Origin of the sequence: Streptomyces palmae (assembly GCF_004684805.1) — a bacterium.
GTDB classification, from domain to species: domain Bacteria; phylum Actinomycetota; class Actinomycetes; order Streptomycetales; family Streptomycetaceae; genus Streptomyces; species Streptomyces palmae.
In genome coordinates, this window is the sequence record NZ_SRID01000112.1 from 1 (window position 1) to 17,905 (window position 17,905).

14 protein-coding genes are annotated in these 17,905 nt (G+C 71.8%); 2 read left to right on the forward strand and 12 right to left on the reverse strand.

Annotated elements, in window-relative coordinates:
• Positions 1-329: 329 nt before the first annotated feature.
• The 11 genes from pgi to E4099_RS14430 form a co-directional block, all read right to left on the reverse strand.
• Positions 330-1,982 (reverse strand): glucose-6-phosphate isomerase, encoded by a 1,653-nt coding sequence (gene pgi / locus E4099_RS14380; RefSeq protein ID WP_135339447.1) that lies wholly within the window; start codon positions 1,980-1,982, stop codon positions 330-332.
• A gap of 135 nt (positions 1,983-2,117) precedes the next feature.
• Positions 2,118-2,453 (reverse strand): RNA polymerase-binding protein RbpA, encoded by a 336-nt coding sequence (locus tag E4099_RS14385; RefSeq protein ID WP_135339435.1) that lies wholly within the window; start codon positions 2,451-2,453, stop codon positions 2,118-2,120.
• Between the two features lie 157 nt (positions 2,454-2,610).
• Positions 2,611-2,841, reverse strand: coding sequence for a preprotein translocase subunit SecG (gene secG / locus E4099_RS14390; RefSeq protein WP_135339436.1), 231 nt, complete (start codon positions 2,839-2,841; stop codon positions 2,611-2,613).
• A gap of 180 nt (positions 2,842-3,021) precedes the next feature.
• Complete coding sequence (gene tpiA, locus E4099_RS14395; protein ID WP_135339437.1) at positions 3,022-3,798, reverse strand: triose-phosphate isomerase; 777 nt, start codon at positions 3,796-3,798, stop codon at positions 3,022-3,024.
• 5 nt (positions 3,799-3,803) lie between these two features.
• Positions 3,804-5,024: a phosphoglycerate kinase gene (locus E4099_RS14400; protein WP_135339438.1), complete on the reverse strand. Its 1,221-nt coding sequence runs from the start codon at positions 5,022-5,024 to the stop codon at positions 3,804-3,806.
• Positions 5,025-5,146: 122 nt separating this feature from the next.
• The gene (gene gap, locus E4099_RS14405; protein ID WP_135339439.1) at positions 5,147-6,151 is read right to left on the reverse strand and encodes a type I glyceraldehyde-3-phosphate dehydrogenase; all 1,005 of its coding nucleotides are present in this window, start codon (positions 6,149-6,151) and stop codon (positions 5,147-5,149) included.
• A 195-nt stretch (positions 6,152-6,346) separates the two neighbouring features.
• Complete coding sequence (whiA, locus tag E4099_RS14410; RefSeq protein WP_135339440.1) at positions 6,347-7,336, reverse strand: DNA-binding protein WhiA; 990 nt, start codon at positions 7,334-7,336, stop codon at positions 6,347-6,349.
• A complete protein-coding gene (locus tag E4099_RS14415) occupies positions 7,327-8,355 on the reverse strand; it encodes a gluconeogenesis factor YvcK family protein (protein ID WP_209446620.1) in 1,029 nt (342 codons plus the stop codon). Before E4099_RS14415 ends, whiA begins: the two co-directional genes overlap by 10 nt.
• Entirely contained in the window at positions 8,352-9,287 is a 936-nt protein-coding gene (gene rapZ / locus E4099_RS14420) for an RNase adapter RapZ (RefSeq protein ID WP_135339441.1), read from the reverse strand. The genes E4099_RS14415 and rapZ overlap by 4 nt, the downstream gene beginning before the upstream one ends.
• Entirely contained in the window at positions 9,284-11,431 is a 2,148-nt protein-coding gene (gene uvrC / locus E4099_RS14425; RefSeq protein ID WP_135339442.1) for an excinuclease ABC subunit UvrC, read from the reverse strand. Before uvrC ends, rapZ begins: the two co-directional genes overlap by 4 nt.
• Before the next feature lie 250 nt (positions 11,432-11,681).
• Complete coding sequence (locus E4099_RS14430; protein WP_135339443.1) at positions 11,682-12,101, reverse strand: QcrA and Rieske domain-containing protein; 420 nt, start codon at positions 12,099-12,101, stop codon at positions 11,682-11,684.
• A 301-nt stretch (positions 12,102-12,402) separates the two neighbouring features.
• Here E4099_RS14430 and E4099_RS14435 point away from each other — a divergent pair, with 301 nt between their 5' ends.
• Both E4099_RS14435 and E4099_RS14440 read left to right on the forward strand, forming a co-directional pair.
• Positions 12,403-13,401, forward strand: a complete 999-nt coding sequence (locus E4099_RS14435; protein WP_135339444.1) for a LacI family DNA-binding transcriptional regulator — start codon at positions 12,403-12,405, stop codon at positions 13,399-13,401.
• Between the two features lie 204 nt (positions 13,402-13,605).
• On the forward strand, positions 13,606-14,577 hold the full coding sequence (locus E4099_RS14440) for a carbohydrate kinase family protein (protein ID WP_135339445.1): 972 nt from the start codon (positions 13,606-13,608) through the stop codon (positions 14,575-14,577).
• A 142-nt stretch (positions 14,578-14,719) separates the two neighbouring features.
• Here the strand turns inward: E4099_RS14440 and uvrA are convergent, their stop codons facing one another.
• Positions 14,720-17,827, reverse strand: coding sequence for an excinuclease ABC subunit UvrA (gene uvrA / locus E4099_RS14445; RefSeq protein WP_135339446.1), 3,108 nt, complete (start codon positions 17,825-17,827; stop codon positions 14,720-14,722).
• Positions 17,828-17,905 lie beyond the last annotated feature (78 nt).

Here is a 17,905-nt window from a genome sequence, read left to right on the forward strand (position 1 = left end):
CTCTACCCCCCGGCAAGCCCCTGACCCACCATCACCCAGTTCCCCGCGCCCCCAAGGGGCGCGGGGAACCCGCACAACCACAGGCGCCCCCACAGGGGCGCGGGGAACCGCGCGACCAGCCACCGCACACCCGCAGCTGCTCACCCCACCTCAGCCCGGCGCTCAGCGTGCCCACCCCGCCACGAGGAACCCCCGCCCCAAAGGGGCGCGAGGAACTGCGCGACCAGCCACAATCCACCCGCGGCCGCCAACACCGCGCCACCACAACGGTCAACCCGCGCGACCAGCCACGAACGACCCGCGGCCACTCACCCACCTCAGCCCACCGCTCACCGCCCCCGCATCGCCCGATACGTCGCCACCAACCCCGCCGTCGACGCGTCAAGCCCCGCCACCTCCACGCCCTCCGTCAGCGCCGGCTCCACCCGCTTGGCCAGCACCTTGCCCAACTCGACGCCCCACTGGTCGAAGGAGTCGATGTCCCACACCGCGCCCTGGACGAACACCTTGTGCTCGTAGAGCGCGATCAGCTGCCCCAGCACGGACGGGCTGAGTTCCTTGGCCAGGATGGTGGTGGTGGGGTGGTTGCCGCGGAAGGTCCGGTGCGGCACCAGCTCGGCGGACACACCCTCCGCCGAGACCTCCTCCGGCGTCTTGCCGAAGGCCAACGCCTGCCCCTGGGCGAAGAGGTTGGCCATCAGCAGGTCGTGCTGGCCCGCCAGGTCCGGCGGCAGGTCCTCCACCGGCTTGGCGAAGCCGATCAGATCCGCCGGGACGACCTTGGTGCCCTGGTGCAGCAGCTGGTAGTAGGCGTGCTGCCCGTTGGTGCCCGGGGTGCCCCAGACCACCGGGCCGGTCTGCCAGCGCACCGGCTCCCCCTGGCGGTCCACCGACTTGCCGTTGGACTCCATGTCCAGCTGCTGGAGGTAGGCGGTGAACTTCGACAGGTAGTGGCTGTACGGCAGGACCGCGTGCGACTGGGCGTCGTGGAAGTTGTTGTACCAGATCCCCAGCAGCCCCAGCAGCAGCGGAGCGTTCTCCTCCGGCGGGGCGGTGCGGAAGTGCTCGTCCATCTCGTGGAAGCCGGCGAGCATCTCCCGGAAGTGGTCCGAACCGATGGCGAGCATCAGGGAGAGCCCGATGGCCGAGTCATAGGAGTAGCGGCCGCCGACCCAGTCCCAGAACTCGAACATGTTCTGGGGGTCGATACCGAACTCGGCCACCTTCTCGGCGTTGGTGGACAGCGCCACGAAGTGCTGGGCCACCGCCTCGCCGCCCGCCCCCAGTCCGCTCAGCAGCCAGTTCCGGGCCGAGGTGGCGTTGGTGATGGTCTCGATGGTGGTGAAGGTCTTGGACGCGACGATGAACAGCGTCTCGGCCGGGTCCAGTCCGCGCAGCGCCTCGTGCAGGTCGGCCCCGTCCACATTGGAGACGAAGCGGAAGTCCAGCTCACGCGTGGTGTAGGCGCGGAGGGCCTCATAGGCCATCGCCGGACCGAGATCGGAGCCGCCGATGCCGATGTTGACCACGGTCCTGATGCGCTTGCCGGTGTGCCCGGTCCAGTCGCCGCAGCGCACCCGGTCGACGAAGGTCCCCATCTTGGTGAGCACCGCGTGCACTTCCGGGATGACGTCCTCGCCGTCCACCGGCATCACCGCCGAGTGGGGGGCGCGCAGCGCGGTGTGCAGCACCGCCCGGTCCTCGGTGATGTTGATCCGCTGGCCGCGGAACATGGCGTCCCGCAGTTCGGCGACCCCGGTCGCGGCGGCCAGTTCGCGCAGCAGCCGCAGGGTCTCGTCCGTCACCAGGTGCTTGGAGTAGTCCAGGTGGAGGTCACCGACGTCGAGGGTGTACCGCTCGGCGCGCCCGGGGTCGGCGGCGAACAGCTCGCGCAGATGTACGTCGTGGAGTTCCTGACGGTGAGTGGACAGCGCCTGCCACTCGGGCAACTGGTCGAGCCTGCTGCGGCCTTCTGCGTTCATCTCGGACATCAGCCCACTTCTTCTCGTGCCTGCGACCCCGCCTCCACCACCTTAAAGCCGTGTGGGGACGGCAATGGCAACGGCCCGCCCGGTTACCCGGACGGGCCGTTGCCCTGATGGTCGCGGTGGGATCCGTCAGATCTCGCCGCGGAGCTTGGCGAGCGCCTCGGCGAGGATCGCCTCGCCGTCGGCGTCGCTGCGCCGCTCCCGAACGTACGCCAGGTGCGTCTTGTAGGGCTCGGTACGCGGCGCGTCCGGCGGGTTCTCCCGGTCCTTGCCGGCCGGGAGGCCGCAGCGGGGGCAGTCCCAAGTGTCCGGGATCTGCGCGTCGCTGGCGAAGCTCGGCTGAGTCTCGTGCTCGTTAGCGCACCAGAAGGAGATGCGCAGACGCGGCGCCGACTCGCCTCGCTCCGCCTCTCCCATCGGCCCCGCTCCGACCCGACTCCCTCGGATCGCGTTGCCACTTGCCACGGTCGTAACTCCCTGCGTGATGGTGCCGCGAAGCGTTGACAGCAGCTCCGCCGCGGGCGCCCCAGTCTATGTAAGGCCCAACGCGCGTCCGTCCGCGGGAGGTACTACTCCGTTCGGAGGACGCCGCCCCATGATAGGCCGCGCCGACGACGGTGCGTCAGTTGTCGAGCTTCATCAGCAGCCCGAGCACCACGATGCAGACGAACCAGAGCAGACCGACCACGACGGTGATCCGGTCGAGGTTGCGCTCCGCGACCGAGGAGCCGCCCACGGAGGACTGCATGCCGCCACCGAACATGTCGGACAGGCCTCCGCCCTTCCCCTTGTGCATGAGCACCAGCATCATCAACAGAACGCTGAAGACGATGAGGGCGATCGAGAACCCCATGACCACGGCTGGACCAACTCTCTCGGGTGCAGGTACTGACGGAACTGGGTGAGGCTGAGCAAAACTGAAGGATAACGCCGGGGCCGGGTGGCACGCGTACGCGCCCCTCCCGGCCCCGACAGAGTACGACGGTCGGTGCCCGTCGTCATAGCCGCTGATCGTCGCGGTGACGACGGGTTCCTACTGGTCGCGGAAGCGCACGATCCTGACGAACTCGTCCGCGTCCAGTGCGGCGCCGCCCACCAGCGCGCCGTCCACGTCCGGCTGCGCCATGATCGCCGCGACGTTCCCGGCCTTCACCGAGCCGCCGTACTGGATGCGGATCTTGTCGGCCACCTCCTGGCCGTACAGCTCGGCGAGCCGCCCGCGGATGGCGCCGCACACCTCCTGGGCGTCCTCCGGGGTGGCCACCTCGCCGGTGCCGATCGCCCAGACCGGCTCGTAGGCGATCACGACGGACTCGGCCTGCTCGGCCGGGATGTCCTTCAGACCGCCGTCGACCTGGGCCAGGGTGTGCGCCACCTGGTTGCCGGCCTTGCGGACCTCCAGGCCCTCCCCGACGCAGAGGATCGGGGTGAGGCCGTGCCGGTAGGCCGCCTTGACCTTGGCGTTGCACACCTCGTCGGTCTCGGCGTGGTACTGCCGCCGCTCGGAGTGCCCGACGGTGACGTAGGCGCACTTGAGCTTGGCCAGCATGGCGCCGGAGACCTCGCCGGTGTACGCACCGGAGTCGTGCGCCGACAGGTCCTGGGCGCCGTACTTGATCTTCAGCTTGTCGCCCTCGACCAGCGTCTGCACCGAGCGCAGGTCGGTGAACGGCGGCAGGACCGCGACCTCGACGGCCTCGTGGTCCTTGCCGGTGAGCGCGAAGGCGAGCTTCTGGACGTGCGCGATGGCCTCGAGGTGGTTGAGGTTCATCTTCCAGTTGCCCGCCATCAGCGGGGTACGGTCACTCACGGTGTTCAGTCCTCCAGTGCGGCGAGGCCGGGGAGGGTCTTGCCCTCGAGGTATTCAAGGCTGGCGCCGCCGCCGGTCGAGATGTGACCGAAAGCGGACTCGTCGAAGCCCAGGGTGCGCACCGCCGCGGCCGAGTCGCCGCCGCCCACGACGGTGAAGGCCGGGCTGTCCAGCAGGCCCTGCGCCACGGCTCGGGTGCCGCCCGCGTAGTCCGGGTGCTCGAAGACGCCCATCGGGCCGTTCCAGAAGACGGTGCCGGCGTCGGCGAGCTTCGCCGCGTACAGCTCCCGCGTCTTCGGGCCGATGTCCAGCCCCTCCTCGTCGGCCGGGATGGCGTCCGCGGCGACGGTCCTGGGGTTGGCCGGGGCCTTGGTCTTCAGGTCCGGGAACTCGGACGAGACCAGCACGTCGACCGGGAGCACGAACTCCACGCCGCGCTGCTCGGCCCGTGCCAGGTACTCCAGGCAGGCCGGGATCTGGTCTTCCTGGAGCAGCGAGATGCCCACCTCGTGGCCCTTGGCCTTGAGGAAGGTGTACGCCATGCCGCCGCCGACCAGGATGCGGTCGGCCTTCTCCAGGAGGTGGTCGATCACCCCCAGCTTGTCGGAGACCTTGGCGCCGCCGAGCACCACCACATAGGGGCGCCGGACGTCCTCGGTGAGCTTCTTGAGGACGCCGACCTCGGTGGCGATCAGGTCGCCGGCGGCGTGCGGCAGCCGGGCCGGCAGGTCGTACACCGAGGCGTGCTTGCGGTGCACCGCACCGAAGCCGTCCCCGACGTAGAGGTCGGCGAGCTCGGCCAGCCGGTCGGCGAAGGCGCCGCGCTCGGCGTCGTCCTTACTGGTCTCGCCGGCGTTGAAGCGGAGGTTCTCCAGCAGCGTGACCTCGCCGTCGCCCAGAGCGGCGACGGTGGCCTTCGCGCTGTCCCCCACGGTGTCGGTCGCGAAGCCGACCGGCTTGCCGAGGATCTCACCCAGCCGGATGGCGACCGGGGCGAGGGTGTACTGCGGGTCCGGGGCGCCCTTGGGCCGGCCCAGATGCGAGGCGACGATCACCTTGGCACCGGCCGCGGCCAGCTTGGCGATGGTCGGCGCGACGGCGCGGATCCGGCCGTCGTCGGTGATGACCGTCTCTGCGTCGGACGCAGTGCCTTCGAGCGGGACATTGAGGTCCGCGCGCACGAACACTCGGCGCCCGGCGACGTCAAGGTCGTCGATCGTTCTCATATGTATGGGTTCCTTAGGGTCAGGACAGGCGACGGGGCCCGCGCAACGCACAGCGCGGGCCCCGTCACTCACCTCTGTTTGCCGCTCAGCGCCAGTTCAGACGCGGTGCCCGACGACCGGGATCAGAGCTGGCCGCCGACGAAGACCGTCAGGTCCACCAGGCGGTTGGAGTAGCCCCACTCGTTGTCGTACCAACCGACGATCTTAACCTGCTTGCCCTGCGCCATGGTGAGCGAGGCGTCGAAGGTGCAGGAAGCCGGCCAGTTGACGATGTCGGACGAGACGATCGGGTCCTCGGTGTACTCCACGATGCCCTTCAGCTGGCCCTCGGCGGCCTTCTGGAAGGCGGTGTTGATCTCGTCCCGGGTGACCTCGCGGTCCAGCTCCAGGACCAGGTCGGTGACCGAGCCGGTGGGCACCGGCACGCGCATGGCGATGCCGTCCAACTTGCCCTTGAGCTGCGGGAGCACCAGGGCGGTGGCCTTGGCGGCCCCGGTCGAGGTCGGGATGATGTTCTGCGCGGCGGCGCGAGCGCGGCGCAGGTCGCGGTGCGGGAAGTCCAGGATGCGCTGGTCGTTGGTGTACGCGTGAACGGTCGTCATCAGGCCCTTGGCGATGCCGAAGCTCTCGTCCATGACCTTGGCCATCGGCGCCACGCAGTTGGTGGTGCAGGAGGCGTTGGAGATGACGTGGTGGTTGGCCGCGTCGTACGTGCCCTGGTTGACGCCCATGACGATGGTGATGTCCTCGCCCTTGGCGGGCGCGGAGATCAGCACCTTCTTGGCGCCCGCGGTCAGGTGCTTGGCGGCGTCCTCGCGCTTGGTGAAGATGCCGGTGGACTCGACGACGATGTCGGCGCCCAACTCGGCCCACGGGAGCTGGGCCGGATCGCGCTCGGCGAGGGTCTTGAAGGTCTGGCGGCCCACCGTGATGGTGTCCTCGGTGTGGCTGACCTCGTGCTTGAGACGGCCCAGGATGGTGTCGTACTTCAGCAGGTGGACCAGGGTGGCGTTGTCGGTCAGGTCGTTGACACCGACGATCTCGATGTCCGCACCCTGCTCCAGAAGCGCGCGGAAATAGTTCCGTCCGATACGGCCGAAGCCGTTGATGCCTACGCGGATCGTCACGAACCGATCTCCTCGTCAGGTGCGCCGGTCTGGACGCCGGCGAGCTGTATGGGTTGTCCCCGACCGCCTCCGACCCTACCCCTTGGACCGGACCTTCGTGACATTGGCCGCGTTGACACCAGGCGCCTTGACGCTCCTTCCGGCCGCGTGGCGAACACCGGCACCGGCGGCCCGAAGCCGGTGCCGGGAGGGCGGTCAGCCGACCATGCCCTCGGCCATCTCCTCCGTCAGATTGGACTCGGTGCCCGGGATCCCCAGGTCCTGCGCCCGCTTGTCCGCCATCGCCAGCAGCCGGCGGATGCGCCCCGCCACCGCGTCCTTGGTCAGCGGCGGGTCGGCCAGTGCGCCCAGCTCCTCCAGGGACGCCTGCTTGTGCTCCATGCGCAGCCGGCCGGCGGCGGCCAGGTGCTCGGGCACCTCCTCGCCGAGGATCTCCAGCGCCCGCTGCACCCGCGCGCCGGCGGCCACCGCGGCGCGCGCGGACCGGCGCAGGTTGGCGTCGTCGAAGTTGGCCAGCCGGTTGGCGGTGGCGCGCACCTCGCGGCGCATCCGCCGCTCCTCCCACGCCAGCACCGACTCGTGGGCTCCCAGACGCGTCAACAGCGCGCCGATCGCATCACCGTCCCGGACGACCACCCGGTCAACCCCGCGCACCTCGCGCGCCTTGGCCGCGATCTGCAGCCGGCGGGCGGCACCGACCAGGGCGAGCGCCGCCTCCGGCCCCGGGCAGGTGACCTCGAGGGAGGAGGAGCGGCCCGGCTCGGTGAGCGAACCGTGGGCCAGGAAGGCTCCGCGCCAGGCGGCCTCGGCGTCGCAGGTGGCGCCGGAGACCACCTGCGGCGGCAGACCGCGGATGGGTCGGCCGCGCCCGTCCACCAGCCCGGTCTGACGGGCCAGCTGGTCACCGCCGGCGACCACCCGGACCACGTAGCGGCTGCCCCGGCGCAGCCCGCCGGGGGCCATCACCACCAGGTCGGAGCTGTGGCCGAAGATCTCCAGGATGTCCTTGCGCAGCCGCCGGGCGGCGATGCCGGTGTCCAGCTCGGCCTCGATCACGATGCGGCCGCTGACCAGGTGCAGCCCGCCCGCGAACCTCAGGATCGCCGACACCTCCGCCTTCCGGCAGCAGGTCCGGGTGACGGGAAGCCGGGAGATTTCGTCCTTCACCGCTGGCGTCATCGCCATGGGCCGATCCTTCCATGCATCCGAAAAATACGGTCGTACGCGGCTGCCAGCAGCTCCGGGTCGTGCCGGGGAGCCCCGCCGGGCGCCGCCACGGGGGCCAGCTCGACCGCGGCCCCCAGCCGCTTGCCGGCCTCGGACAGACTGCTCCGGTCGGGCACGGCGGCGGCGTCGGCCAGCACCACGTCGAAGGCGAGTTTAGGGGCGTGTCGGGCCAAAACCTCCAAATGACGCTGCGGGGAGAAGCCTTCGGTTTCGCCGGGCTGCGGCGCCAGGTTGAGCGAGAGCACCCGCCGGGCCTTGGTCTCGATCAGCGCGTCCAGCAGCTCGGGCACGAGCAGGTGGGGTATGACCGAGGTGAACCAGGAGCCGGGGCCCACCACCACCCAGTCGGCGTCCAGCACCGCGGCGACCGCCTCCGGCACCGCCGGCGGGTCCTCCGGGACCAGGCGCACCGACTGCACCTCGCCCGGGGTGAGCGCCACGGTGGCCTGACCGCGCACGGTGCCGACCTCCTCGGGCCGCTGCGGGTCATGACCCCGCACCAGGGCGTGGAGCTCCAGCGGGACCGCCGACATGGGCAGCACCCGGCCGTGCGCGCCGAGCAGCCGGCCGACCCACTCCAGGGCCTTCACCGGGTCGCCCAGCTGTTCCCAGAGCGCCACGATCAGCAGATTGCCGACGGCGTGGCCGTGCAGGTCGCCCTCGCTGGCGAAGCGGTGCTGGATCACCCGGGCCCAGGTCTGGCCCCAGTCGTCGTCGCCGCACAGCGCGGCCAGCGCCTTGCGCAGGTCGCCGGGGGGCAGCACCCCCAGCTCGTCGCGGAGCCGGCCACTGGAGCCGCCGTCGTCGGCGACGGTGACGACGGCGGTCACGTCTCCGGTGATCCGGCGCAGCGCGGCCAGCGAGGCGGACAGCCCCATGCCGCCGCCGAGCGCGACGACCTTGGGCTGCGCACCGCGGCCGCCGCGGCCTCCGACGAGTCTGCGCAGCCGTCGGGTGCGGATGGGCGAATGGCTCACTCGCGCCCCATGTCCCGGTGCACCACCACGGTCTCCACGCCCTCCGCGGCCAGCCGCGGGGCGAGCCGCTCGGCCATGGCGACGCTGCGGTGCTTGCCGCCGGTGCAGCCGACCGCGATGGTCACATAGCGCTTGCCCTCCCGGCGGTAGCCGGCCGCGATCAGGTGGAGCAGCTCGGCGTACTGGTCCAGGAACTCCTTGGCACCGGGCTGGTTGAAGACGTAGTCGGAGACCTCCTCGTTGAGCCCGGTGAAGGGGCGCAGCTCGGGGACCCAGTGCGGGTTGGGAAGGAAGCGGCAGTCCACCACCAGGTCGGCGTCGACCGGCAGGCCGTACTTGTAGCCGAAGGACATCACGGTGGCCCGCAGCTCCGGCTCCTCCTCCCCGGCGAACTGGGCGTCCATCTTGGCGCGCAGCTCGTGGACGTTGAGGCTGGAGGTGTCGATCACCAGGTCGGCGTCGCCGCGCAGCTCGCGCAGCAGGTCGCGCTCGGCGGCGATGCCGTCCACGATCCGGCCGTCGCCCTGGAGCGGGTGCGGACGGCGCACCGACTCGAAGCGCCGGACCAGTGCCTCGTCGGACGCCTCCAGGAACAGCACCCGGCGCTTGACGTTCTTCCCCGCCAGGTCGGCCAGGGACTCCCGGAGGTTGTCGAAGAAGCGCCGGCCGCGGACGTCCACGACCACCGCGATCCGGGCCACATTGCCCTGGGAGCGGGCGCCCAGGTCCACCATGGTGGGGATCAGGGCGGGCGGCAGGTTGTCCACCACGAACCAGCCGAGGTCCTCCAGGCATTTGGCGGCGGTGCTGCGCCCCGCCCCGGACATCCCGGAGATGATCACCAGCTCGGGAATGGCCGCGGTCTCGGGGGCCTCTCCCGTCGTGCCCGTACTCACCTGTGCTCCGTCTCCCTGGCTCTCATGCGCGTTCATCTCTCTGTCCCCCGTGTCGACGTCGACGCCGCGGCAGCGGCCTCTTCCTCCATGATCTCTCCTGTGGCGGTGTTCACCGCGGGAGCGGCCGGAGCCGTCCGGGCAAGGGCCGCGGCAACGGTCTCGGCCGTCTTGCGGCCTATGCCGGGGACCTCGCAGATCTCTTCGATGGTGGCGGCCCGCAGCCGCTTCAGCGAGCCGAAGTGCTTCAGCAGCGCCTGGCGGCGGGTGCCGCCGAGCCCCGGCACGGTGTCCAGCGGGCCGGCCTTGAAGGACTTGGCGCGCTTGCTGCGCTGGTAGGTGATGGCGAACCGGTGGGCCTCGTCGCGGACCCGCTGGAGCAGGTAGAGGCCCTCGCTGGAGCGCGGCAGGACCACCGGGTCGGTCTCACCCGGCAGCCAGACCTCCTCCAGCCGCTTGGCCAGTCCGCACACCGCCACGTCGTCGACGCCCAGCTCGTCCAGCGCCCGCTTGGCGGCGGCGACCTGCGGCGCCCCGCCGTCCACCACCACCAGCTGGGGCGGATAGGCGAACCGCTTGGGCCGCCCGTCCTCGTCCCGGCCGGCCTGCTCCCCATCTGCGGCGGGCACCCGGTCTGCGCCGCCGCCGGGCTCGGCCGGCGGCTGGGGCGGGGTGTCCTCGGCACCGGTGGACGCGTCCTCGACGGCCTCCTCCTGCCACTCCCCGGTCTTCTGCTTCTCCTGGAGATAGCGGCGGAAGCGCCGGCTGACGACCTCGTGCATGGAGCGCACGTCGTCCTGGCCCTGGCCGTGCCAGACCTGGGTGTCCCCGACCCGGCCCTTGATCTGGAAGCGGCGGTACTCGCTCTTGCGGGCCAGGCCGTCCTCGAAGACCACCATGGAGGCCACCACGTCATCGCCCTGGAGGTGCGAGATGTCGAAGCACTCGATGCGCAGCGGGGCGGAGTCCAGGTCGAGCGCCTCGGCGATCTCCTCCAGCGCGCGGGAGCGGGTGGTCAGGTCGGAGGCGCGCTTGGTCTTGTGCAGCGCCAGCGCCTGCTGGGCGTTCCGCTGCACCGTGGCCATCAGGTCCTTCTTGTCGCCGCGCTGCGGTATGCGCAGGTCCACCCGGGCGCCCCGGCGGTCGGTGAGCCACTGCGCCAGTGGTTCGACCGGGTCCGGGAGGGCCGGTACCAGGACCTCCTTGGGCACGCCGCCGCTTCCGGCGGACTGGGCGGCGTCGCCCTCCTCGTCGCCGTACAACTGCTGGAGGGCGTGCTCGACCAGGCCCGCGGTGTCCACCGCCTCGACCTTGTCGGTGACCCAGCCGCGCTGGCCGCGCACCCGGCCGCCGCGCACATGGAAGATCTGGACGGCCGCTTCCAGCTCGTCCTCGGCCACCGCGATCAGATCGGCGTCGGTGGCGTCGGCGAGGACCACCGCGTTCTTCTCCATGGCCCGCCTGAGCGCCCCGATGTCATCGCGCAGCCGGGCGGCCCGCTCGTACTCCATCTCCTCGGCCGCCTCGTGCATCCGCTGCTCCAGCCGACGCAGATAGGCGCCGGTCCGGCCGGCCATGAAGTCGCAGAACTCCTCGGCGAGTTCGCGGTGCTCCTCGGCGCTGATCCGGCCCACGCAGGGGGCGGAGCACTTGCCGATGTAGCCGAGCAGGCAGGGCCTGCCGATCTGCGCCGAGCGCTTGAACACCCCGGCCGAGCAGGTGCGCACCGGGAAGACCCGCAGCATCAGGTCGACGGTCTCGCGGATGGCCCAGGCGTGGCCGTAGGGGCCGAAGTACCGGACGCCCTTCTTCTTGGGGCCGCGCATCACCTGGACGCGGGGGAACTCCTCGTTCAGCGTCACGGCGAGCGAGGGATAGCTCTTGTCGTCGCGGTACTTGACGTTGAACCGGGGGTCGAACTCCTTGATCCAGGAGTACTCCAGCTGCAGCGCCTCGACCTCGGTGGAGACCACGGTCCACTCCACGGACGCGGCGGTGGTCACCATCGTGGCGGTGCGCGGGTGGAGGTTGGCCACGTCCTGGAAGTACGAGGAGAGCCGCTGGCGCAGGCTCTTCGCCTTCCCGACGTAGATCACCCGCTGGTGCTCGTCGCGGAACTTGTAGACCCCCGGCGAGTCGGGGATCTGTCCCGGCTTGGGTCGGTAGCTGCTCGGGTCGGCCATGGTCACCACCCTACTGGCGGACGGTGACAGTACGGCCCGGAAAAGGCCCCGACCCCCGGGTCCGCGGCTCGGGGGAGGTTGCGGTGAGTGACGCACGGGGCACCGCTCGCCGCGGGTGACAGGCGGGGCGTGCGGGGCGCGGTCGTTCGCGGGGGCCGCCGCGGTGACGGGCCGGCGGCAGTCGCGCGCGAAGGTGGTCGCGGGTGACGGGCGGGGCGCCCGGGGAGGCGCCCGCCTGTCCGCCGCGTGGTCAGGCCTCCGGGCCGACCACCAGCTTGCCGCCCTTGGTGCGCACCGGTACCGCGGGCAGCGCCTGGGTCGCCGGGCCCTGCCGCACCTCGCCGGTGCGGACGTCGAACGCACTGCCGTGGCAGGAGCAGGTCGCCTCGTCGTCCCGCAGCCCGTTCAGCACGCACTGCCGGTGGGTGCACACGGCGCTGAACGCCTTGTACTCGTCCTTCGCCACCCGGGTCACCAGCACCCGGTCCTCGCGGTAGACCTTGGTGCCGCCGACCGGGATCTCCTCGGCCGAGCCGAGGTCCACGGGGGCGGTCGGCACGGCCGAGGCCTGTCCGCCATCCGGGGAGCAGGCGGCCACGCCCAGTCCGGCGACCGAGGCCAGGGCGGCCCCGCGCAGCACGGTTCGGCGGGCGGGCGGCTGACTGCTCATGGGGGGCTCCGGGCATCGCGGGCTGAGCGGCCCGCCGGACACACCGGCCGACGGACCGCGAGGTACGGCAGAACGGTACCCGGCCGCCGCGCCGGCCCGGCACCGGCCCACCGGACTCGGCGGGTGGTCCGCACCGGAAGAGGCGGCCGCCGCCGGGCATCCGGGATCCACGGGGTTCGCGAGATCTGCGGCCCCGCGGGCCACGCGGCATTCGGCGCGAGTAGTAAGCGCTTGCACTCCGGCTGTGATGAGATACCTTCCGGCGTCGAAGAGGATCACCGGGGGCCGGAGGGGGTGCCGGATGGCGACCATGGCCGATGTGGCCCGGCGCGCCGGGGTGTCCGTGGCCACCGTGTCGCACGTACTGAACAAGACCAGGCCGGTTCGGCCGGGCACCCGCCGGTCCGTGCTGGCCGCGATCGAGGAGCTGGGCTACACCCGCAACACCCTCGCCCGCTCCCTGGTCACCGCCTGTACCCGCTCGATCGGCCTGGCGATCTCCGCAAGCGCTCACCCCGTTTTCGCGGAGCTGCTCCAGGGGGCGGAGCGCTGCGCCCTGGAACACGGCTACAGCCTGATGATCGCCGACCCGCGGGACGACCCGGCCCATGAGCGCACGGTGGTCGGGCTGCTGCACGAGCGGCGGGTCGACGGAGTCCTGGTCGCGCCCTCCGCCAAACCGGCGGCCCTGCTCGACTACCTCTCCCGCAGCCGGATCCCGGCCGTGCTGCTGGACCGTGCGGTGGGTGACGGCCACGACCGGGTACGCGCCGACGGCTCCGCGGCGGTGGCCGACCTGGTGGGCCACCTGGCGGAGCTCGGACACGTACGGATCGGCCTGATCGCCGGCCCCGCCGCGGTGAGCGGGACCGCGGAGCGGGTGGTGGGCTACCGCACCGGACTGCGCCGCCAGGGCCTGGCCTACGCCCCGGAACTCCTCGCCCAGGGGCACTGCGCCGCCGAGGGCGCGGCGAGCGCCGTACACCGGCTGCTGGAGTCGCCCCGGCCGCCCACCGCGCTGGTCACCGCGGACCGCACCATGACCGTCGGCGCCCTGCGGGGACTGCGGGAGGCGGGCTGCCGAGTGCCCGAGGACGTGGCGCTGGTCTGCTTCGACGACTTCCCCTGGGCGGATGTGTTCAGCCCCCGGCTGACCGCGGTCGCCCGGCCGGGCCAGGAGATCGGCGCACGGGCGGTACGCCTGCTGCTCGACCGGCTGGCGCATCCCGACCGGCCGGCCCGTGACATCCGGCTGCCCTGCGCCTTCGTCCACCGCGCCTCCTGCGGCTGCCTGCCGTGACGGACGGGGCCACGCGGGCTGCGCACCCGGGGCAGGGGCGTCCGGCCCCTGCCGCACGGGCGGCACCGCGCGGCAGGGGCCGGACGCCCCGCCCCCCGTACGGCCGCGGCGGACGCCGGAACGCACCGTCCGCCCGGCAGCCGGGACCCACCCGCCGAGCGGCGGAACGCCATCCATCGGACCGAGCAGCCAAGGACCCGCCTCATGATCGTCGTCGCCGGTGAAGCCCTGATCGACCTTGTGCCCTCCCCCGCCGCGGCGGGCCCGCTGCCCGCCCAGGACGCGGCGGACGCGGGGCTGCCTCCGCTGCTGCCCCGGCGCGGTGGCGGCCCGTACAACACCGCGCTGGCCCTGGGCCGGCTCGGCTCGCCCGTGGCGTTCTGCTCCCGGGTCTCGACCGACGGGTTCGGGGACGCGCTGCTGGCCGGGCTGCGCGCCGACGGAGTGGACACCTCGCTGGTGCGGCGCGGCCCGGAACCGACCACCCTGGCGGTGGCCGGTATCGGCGCGGACGGCTCGGCGGGCTACCACTTCTACGCCGAGGGGACCGCGGACCGGCTGTTCGAGCTGCCCGGCGCACTCCCCAAGACGGCGCGGGCGCTGTCGCTCGGCACCTGCTCGCTGGTCCTGGAACCGGGCGCCGGCGCCTATGAGGCACTCCTCCTGCGGGAGGCCGGGCGGGGCCTGTTCACCGCGCTGGACCCCAATGTGCGGGCCGGACTCATCCCGGACGCGGACGCCTACCGGGCCCGCTTCCGCTCCTGGCTGCCCCATGTGAGCCTGCTGAAGCTGTCCGAGGACGACGCCCGGTGGCTGGTCGGCGACGAGGGCGCGGATCTCGACACGGCTCTTCACGCCTGGCTGGCCGCGGGGCCGGCCGCGGTGGTGCTCACCCGGGGCCCGGCCGGGCTGCGGGTGCTGACCCGCTCCGGCCTGGCGCTGACCGTACCGGCCGAGCCGGTCGGGGCGGTGGCGGACACCATCGGCGCGGGAGACACCGTCAACGCGGCACTGCTGCACCGGTTGGCCGGGCACCGGGCGCTGACCCCGGCGGGTGCCGCCGGGCTGGACGCCGAGGGCTGGCGGGACGTCCTGCGGTTCGCCGCCCGCGCCGCCGCCCTGACCTGCTCCCGTCCGGGCGCCCAACCGCCCTACGCCACGGAGGTCGGGCGCTGAGCCGACCCGAGACCGGTGAGGCGCCGGCTCCGGGGCGCCTCAGGGCGGCTCTGGGCCATCGGCGCCCCGGCAGGGGCCGGTGGTCACCCGCCCTGGCCAGGGGACCGGCGATGGGTCCCCTGGCCAGGATCGGTTGTCCGGCTCAGGCCTGGCGGGCCCGGGCCGTCTTGCGCGCGGTGGTGGCCTTCGCCGCCTTCGCCGCCTTCGCCACGGGGACGGAGTCGACCTGCTCGGCCGTGCTCTTCCCGGCCGCCTTCTTCGCGGCGGCCTTCGTCGTGGTCGCCTTCTTCGCGGCGCCCGTCCTCGCCGTGGCCGTGCGGCGGCCGGCGGTGCTGGTGGCCGCCACGGTCTTCGCCGTCTTCCGACCGCTCGACCGCTTGCGGGCCGCCGGCACCGTGGCGTCGCTCACCCGGTCCCCCAGCAGCTCCCGCAGGAACTTGCCGGTGTGGCTGGCGGGCACCGCGGCCACCTGCTCCGGAGTGCCCTCGGCGATGACCAGGCCACCGCCGCTGCCGCCCTCCGGACCCATGTCCACGACCCAGTCCGCCGTCTTGATCACATCGAGGTTGTGCTCGATGACGATCACCGTGTTGCCCTTGTCGACCAGACCGGACAGCACCTTGATCAGCTTGCTGATGTCCTCGAAGTGGAGGCCGGTGGTCGGCTCGTCCAGGACGTAGACCGTGCGCCCGGTCGACCGCTTCTGGAGCTCGCTGGCGAGCTTGACCCGCTGGGCCTCACCACCGGAGAGGGTGGGCGCGGACTGGCCGAGCCGCACATAGCCGAGACCCACCTCGGTGAGGGTGCGCAGGTGCCGGGCGATGGTCGGCACCGCCTCGAAGAACTCGAGCGCCTCCTCGATCGGCATGTCCAGCACCTCGGCGATGGACTTGCCCTTGTAGTGCACCTCCAGGGTCTCCCGGTTGTAGCGCGCACCGTGGCAGACCTCGCACGGTACGTACACGTCCGGCAGGAAGTTCATCTCGATCTTGATGGTGCCGTCGCCCGCGCAGTTCTCGCACCGGCCGCCCTTGACGTTGAAGGAGAAGCGACCCGGCAGATAGCCGCGGACCTTCGCCTCCATGGTCTCCGCGAAGAGCTTCCGCACATGGTCGAAGACGCCGGTGTAGGTGGCCGGGTTGGACCGGGGGGTGCGGCCGATCGGGGACTGGTCGACATGGACGACCTTGTCCACCAGGTCGTCGCCGTCCACCCGGGTGTGGCGGCCCGGCACCGACCGGGCGCCGTTCAGCTCGCGGGCGAGGTGGGTGTAGAGGATGTCGTTGACCAGCGTGGACTTCCCCGAGCCGGAGACCCCGGTGACGGCGGTGAGCACACCGAGCGGGAAGGACACGTCGATGTCCTGGAGGTTGTTCTCCCGGGCACCGTGCACGGTCAGCTGCCGCTCGGTGTCCACCGGGCGGCGCGCCGCGGGCAGTGCGATCGACCTCTTGCCGGCCAGGTACTGCCCGGTCATCGACTCGTCGTTGGTCAGCAGCTCGGCCAGCGGGCCGCTGTGCACCACCTTGCCGCCGTGCTCGCCGGCGCCGGGGCCGATGTCCACCACCCAGTCCGAGGTCTTGATGGTGTCCTCGTCGTGCTCCACCACGATCAGCGTGTTGCCCAGGTCGCGCAGGCGCACCAGGGTCTCGATGAGCCGGTGGTTGTCCCGCTGGTGGAGGCCGATGGAGGGCTCGTCCAGCACGTACAGCACGCCGACCAGACCCGAGCCGATCTGGGTGGCGAGCCGGATTCGCTGGGCCTCGCCGCCGGACAGGGTGCCCGCCGCCCGGTTGAGTGAGAGGTAGTCCAGGCCGACGTCGACGAGGAACCGCAGTCGCTCGTTGACCTCCTTGAGCACCCGCTCGGCGATCTTCTTCTCGCGGGCGTTGAGCACCATTCCGCGCAGGAACTCGGCGCACTCGCTGATGGACATCGCGGAGACGTCCGCGATGGAACGGCCCTGCACGGTGACCGCGAGCACGATCGGCTTGAGCCGGGTGCCCTCGCAGGTGGGGCAGGGCACCTCGCGCATATAGCCTTCGAAGCGCTCCCGGCTGGAGTCGCTCTCCGCCTCCGAGTGACGGCGCTTGACGAACGGCACCGCGCCCTCGAAGGCGGTGGTGTAGGCCCGCTCGCGGCCGTACCGGTTGCGGTAGCGGACCTCGATCTGGGTCTTGTGGCCGTTCAGCAGGGCCTTCTTGGCGCGCTGCGGGAGCCCGGCCCAGGGGATGTCGGTGCGGAAGCCCAGTGCGTCGGCGAGGGCGCCGACCAGGCGGCCGAAGTAGTCCTTGGTGTGCCCGTGCGACCAGGGGTGGATGGCCCCCTCGTCCAGGGTCCGCTCCTCGTCCGGAATGATCAGCTCCGGGTCGACCTCCATCCGGGTGCCGATGCCGGTGCAGTCCGGGCAGGCGCCGAAGGGCGAGTTGAAGGAGAAGGAGCGCGGCTCCAGCTCCTCGAAGGAGAGGTCGTCGTAGGGGCAGTAGAGGTGCTCGGAGAACATCCGCTCACGCTGCGGATCGTCCTCGTCCAGGTCCACGAAGTCCAGGATCACCATGCCGCCGGAGAGCCCGAGCGCGGTCTCCACCGAGTCGGTGAGCCGGCGCTTGGCGCTGTCCTTGACGGTGAGGCGGTCCACGACCACCTCGATGGTGTGCTTCTCCTGCTTCTTCAGCTTGGGCGGCTCGGTGAGCTGGATCGTCTGCCCGTCCACCCGGGCCCGGCTGTAGCCCTTGGTCTGGAGGTCGGAGAAGAGGTCGACGAACTCGCCCTTGCGCTCCCGCACCAGCGGGGAGAGCACCTGGAAGCGGCTGCCCTCGGGCAGCTCCAGGACCTTGTCCACGATGGCCTGCGGCGACTGGCGGGCGATCGGGCGCCCGCACTCGGGGCAGTGCGGCTTGCCGATCCGGGCGAACAGCAGCCGGAGGTAGTCGTAGACCTCGGTGATCGTGCCCACCGTGGAGCGCGGGTTGCGCGAGGTGGACTTCTGGTCGATGGAGACGGCTGGGGACAGGCCCTCGATGAAGTCGACGTCGGGCTTGTCCATCTGGCCCAGGAACTGCCGAGCGTAGGAGGAGAGCGACTCGACGTAGCGGCGCTGCCCCTCGGCGAAGATCGTGTCGAACGCGAGGGAGGACTTGCCCGACCCCGACAGCCCGGTGAAGACGATGAGGGAGTCGCGGGGGAGGTCGAGCGAGACGTTCTTGAGGTTGTGCTCACGAGCGCCACGAACGATGAGACGGTCGGCCACGCCGGTCGGCACCTTTCTTGAGTGAGTACGGGGTCCGCCGGGCCCCGCGCGTCGCGCCCTGGACGGGCGGGCAGGGAG

Excerpts from the sequence above, each read along its gene's own strand:
- E4099_RS14440 (WP_135339445.1), top strand. The coding sequence starts at position 13,606 with ATGATCGTCGTCGCCGGTGAAGCCCTGATCGACCTTGTGCCCTCCCCC.
- whiA (WP_135339440.1), bottom strand. The coding sequence starts at position 7,336 with ATGGCGATGACGCCAGCGGTGAAGGACGAAATCTCCCGGCTTCCCGTC.
- uvrC (WP_135339442.1), bottom strand. The coding sequence starts at position 11,431 with ATGGCCGACCCGAGCAGCTACCGACCCAAGCCGGGACAGATCCCCGAC.
- secG (WP_135339436.1), bottom strand. The coding sequence starts at position 2,841 with ATGGGGTTCTCGATCGCCCTCATCGTCTTCAGCGTTCTGTTGATGATG.
- E4099_RS14400 (WP_135339438.1), bottom strand. The coding sequence starts at position 5,024 with ATGAGAACGATCGACGACCTTGACGTCGCCGGGCGCCGAGTGTTCGTG.
- pgi (WP_135339447.1), bottom strand. The coding sequence starts at position 1,982 with ATGAACGCAGAAGGCCGCAGCAGGCTCGACCAGTTGCCCGAGTGGCAG.
- rapZ (WP_135339441.1), bottom strand. The coding sequence starts at position 9,287 with ATGAACGCGCATGAGAGCCAGGGAGACGGAGCACAGGTGAGTACGGGC.
- E4099_RS14430 (WP_135339443.1), bottom strand. The coding sequence starts at position 12,101 with ATGAGCAGTCAGCCGCCCGCCCGCCGAACCGTGCTGCGCGGGGCCGCC.
- E4099_RS14435 (WP_135339444.1), top strand. The coding sequence starts at position 12,403 with ATGGCGACCATGGCCGATGTGGCCCGGCGCGCCGGGGTGTCCGTGGCC.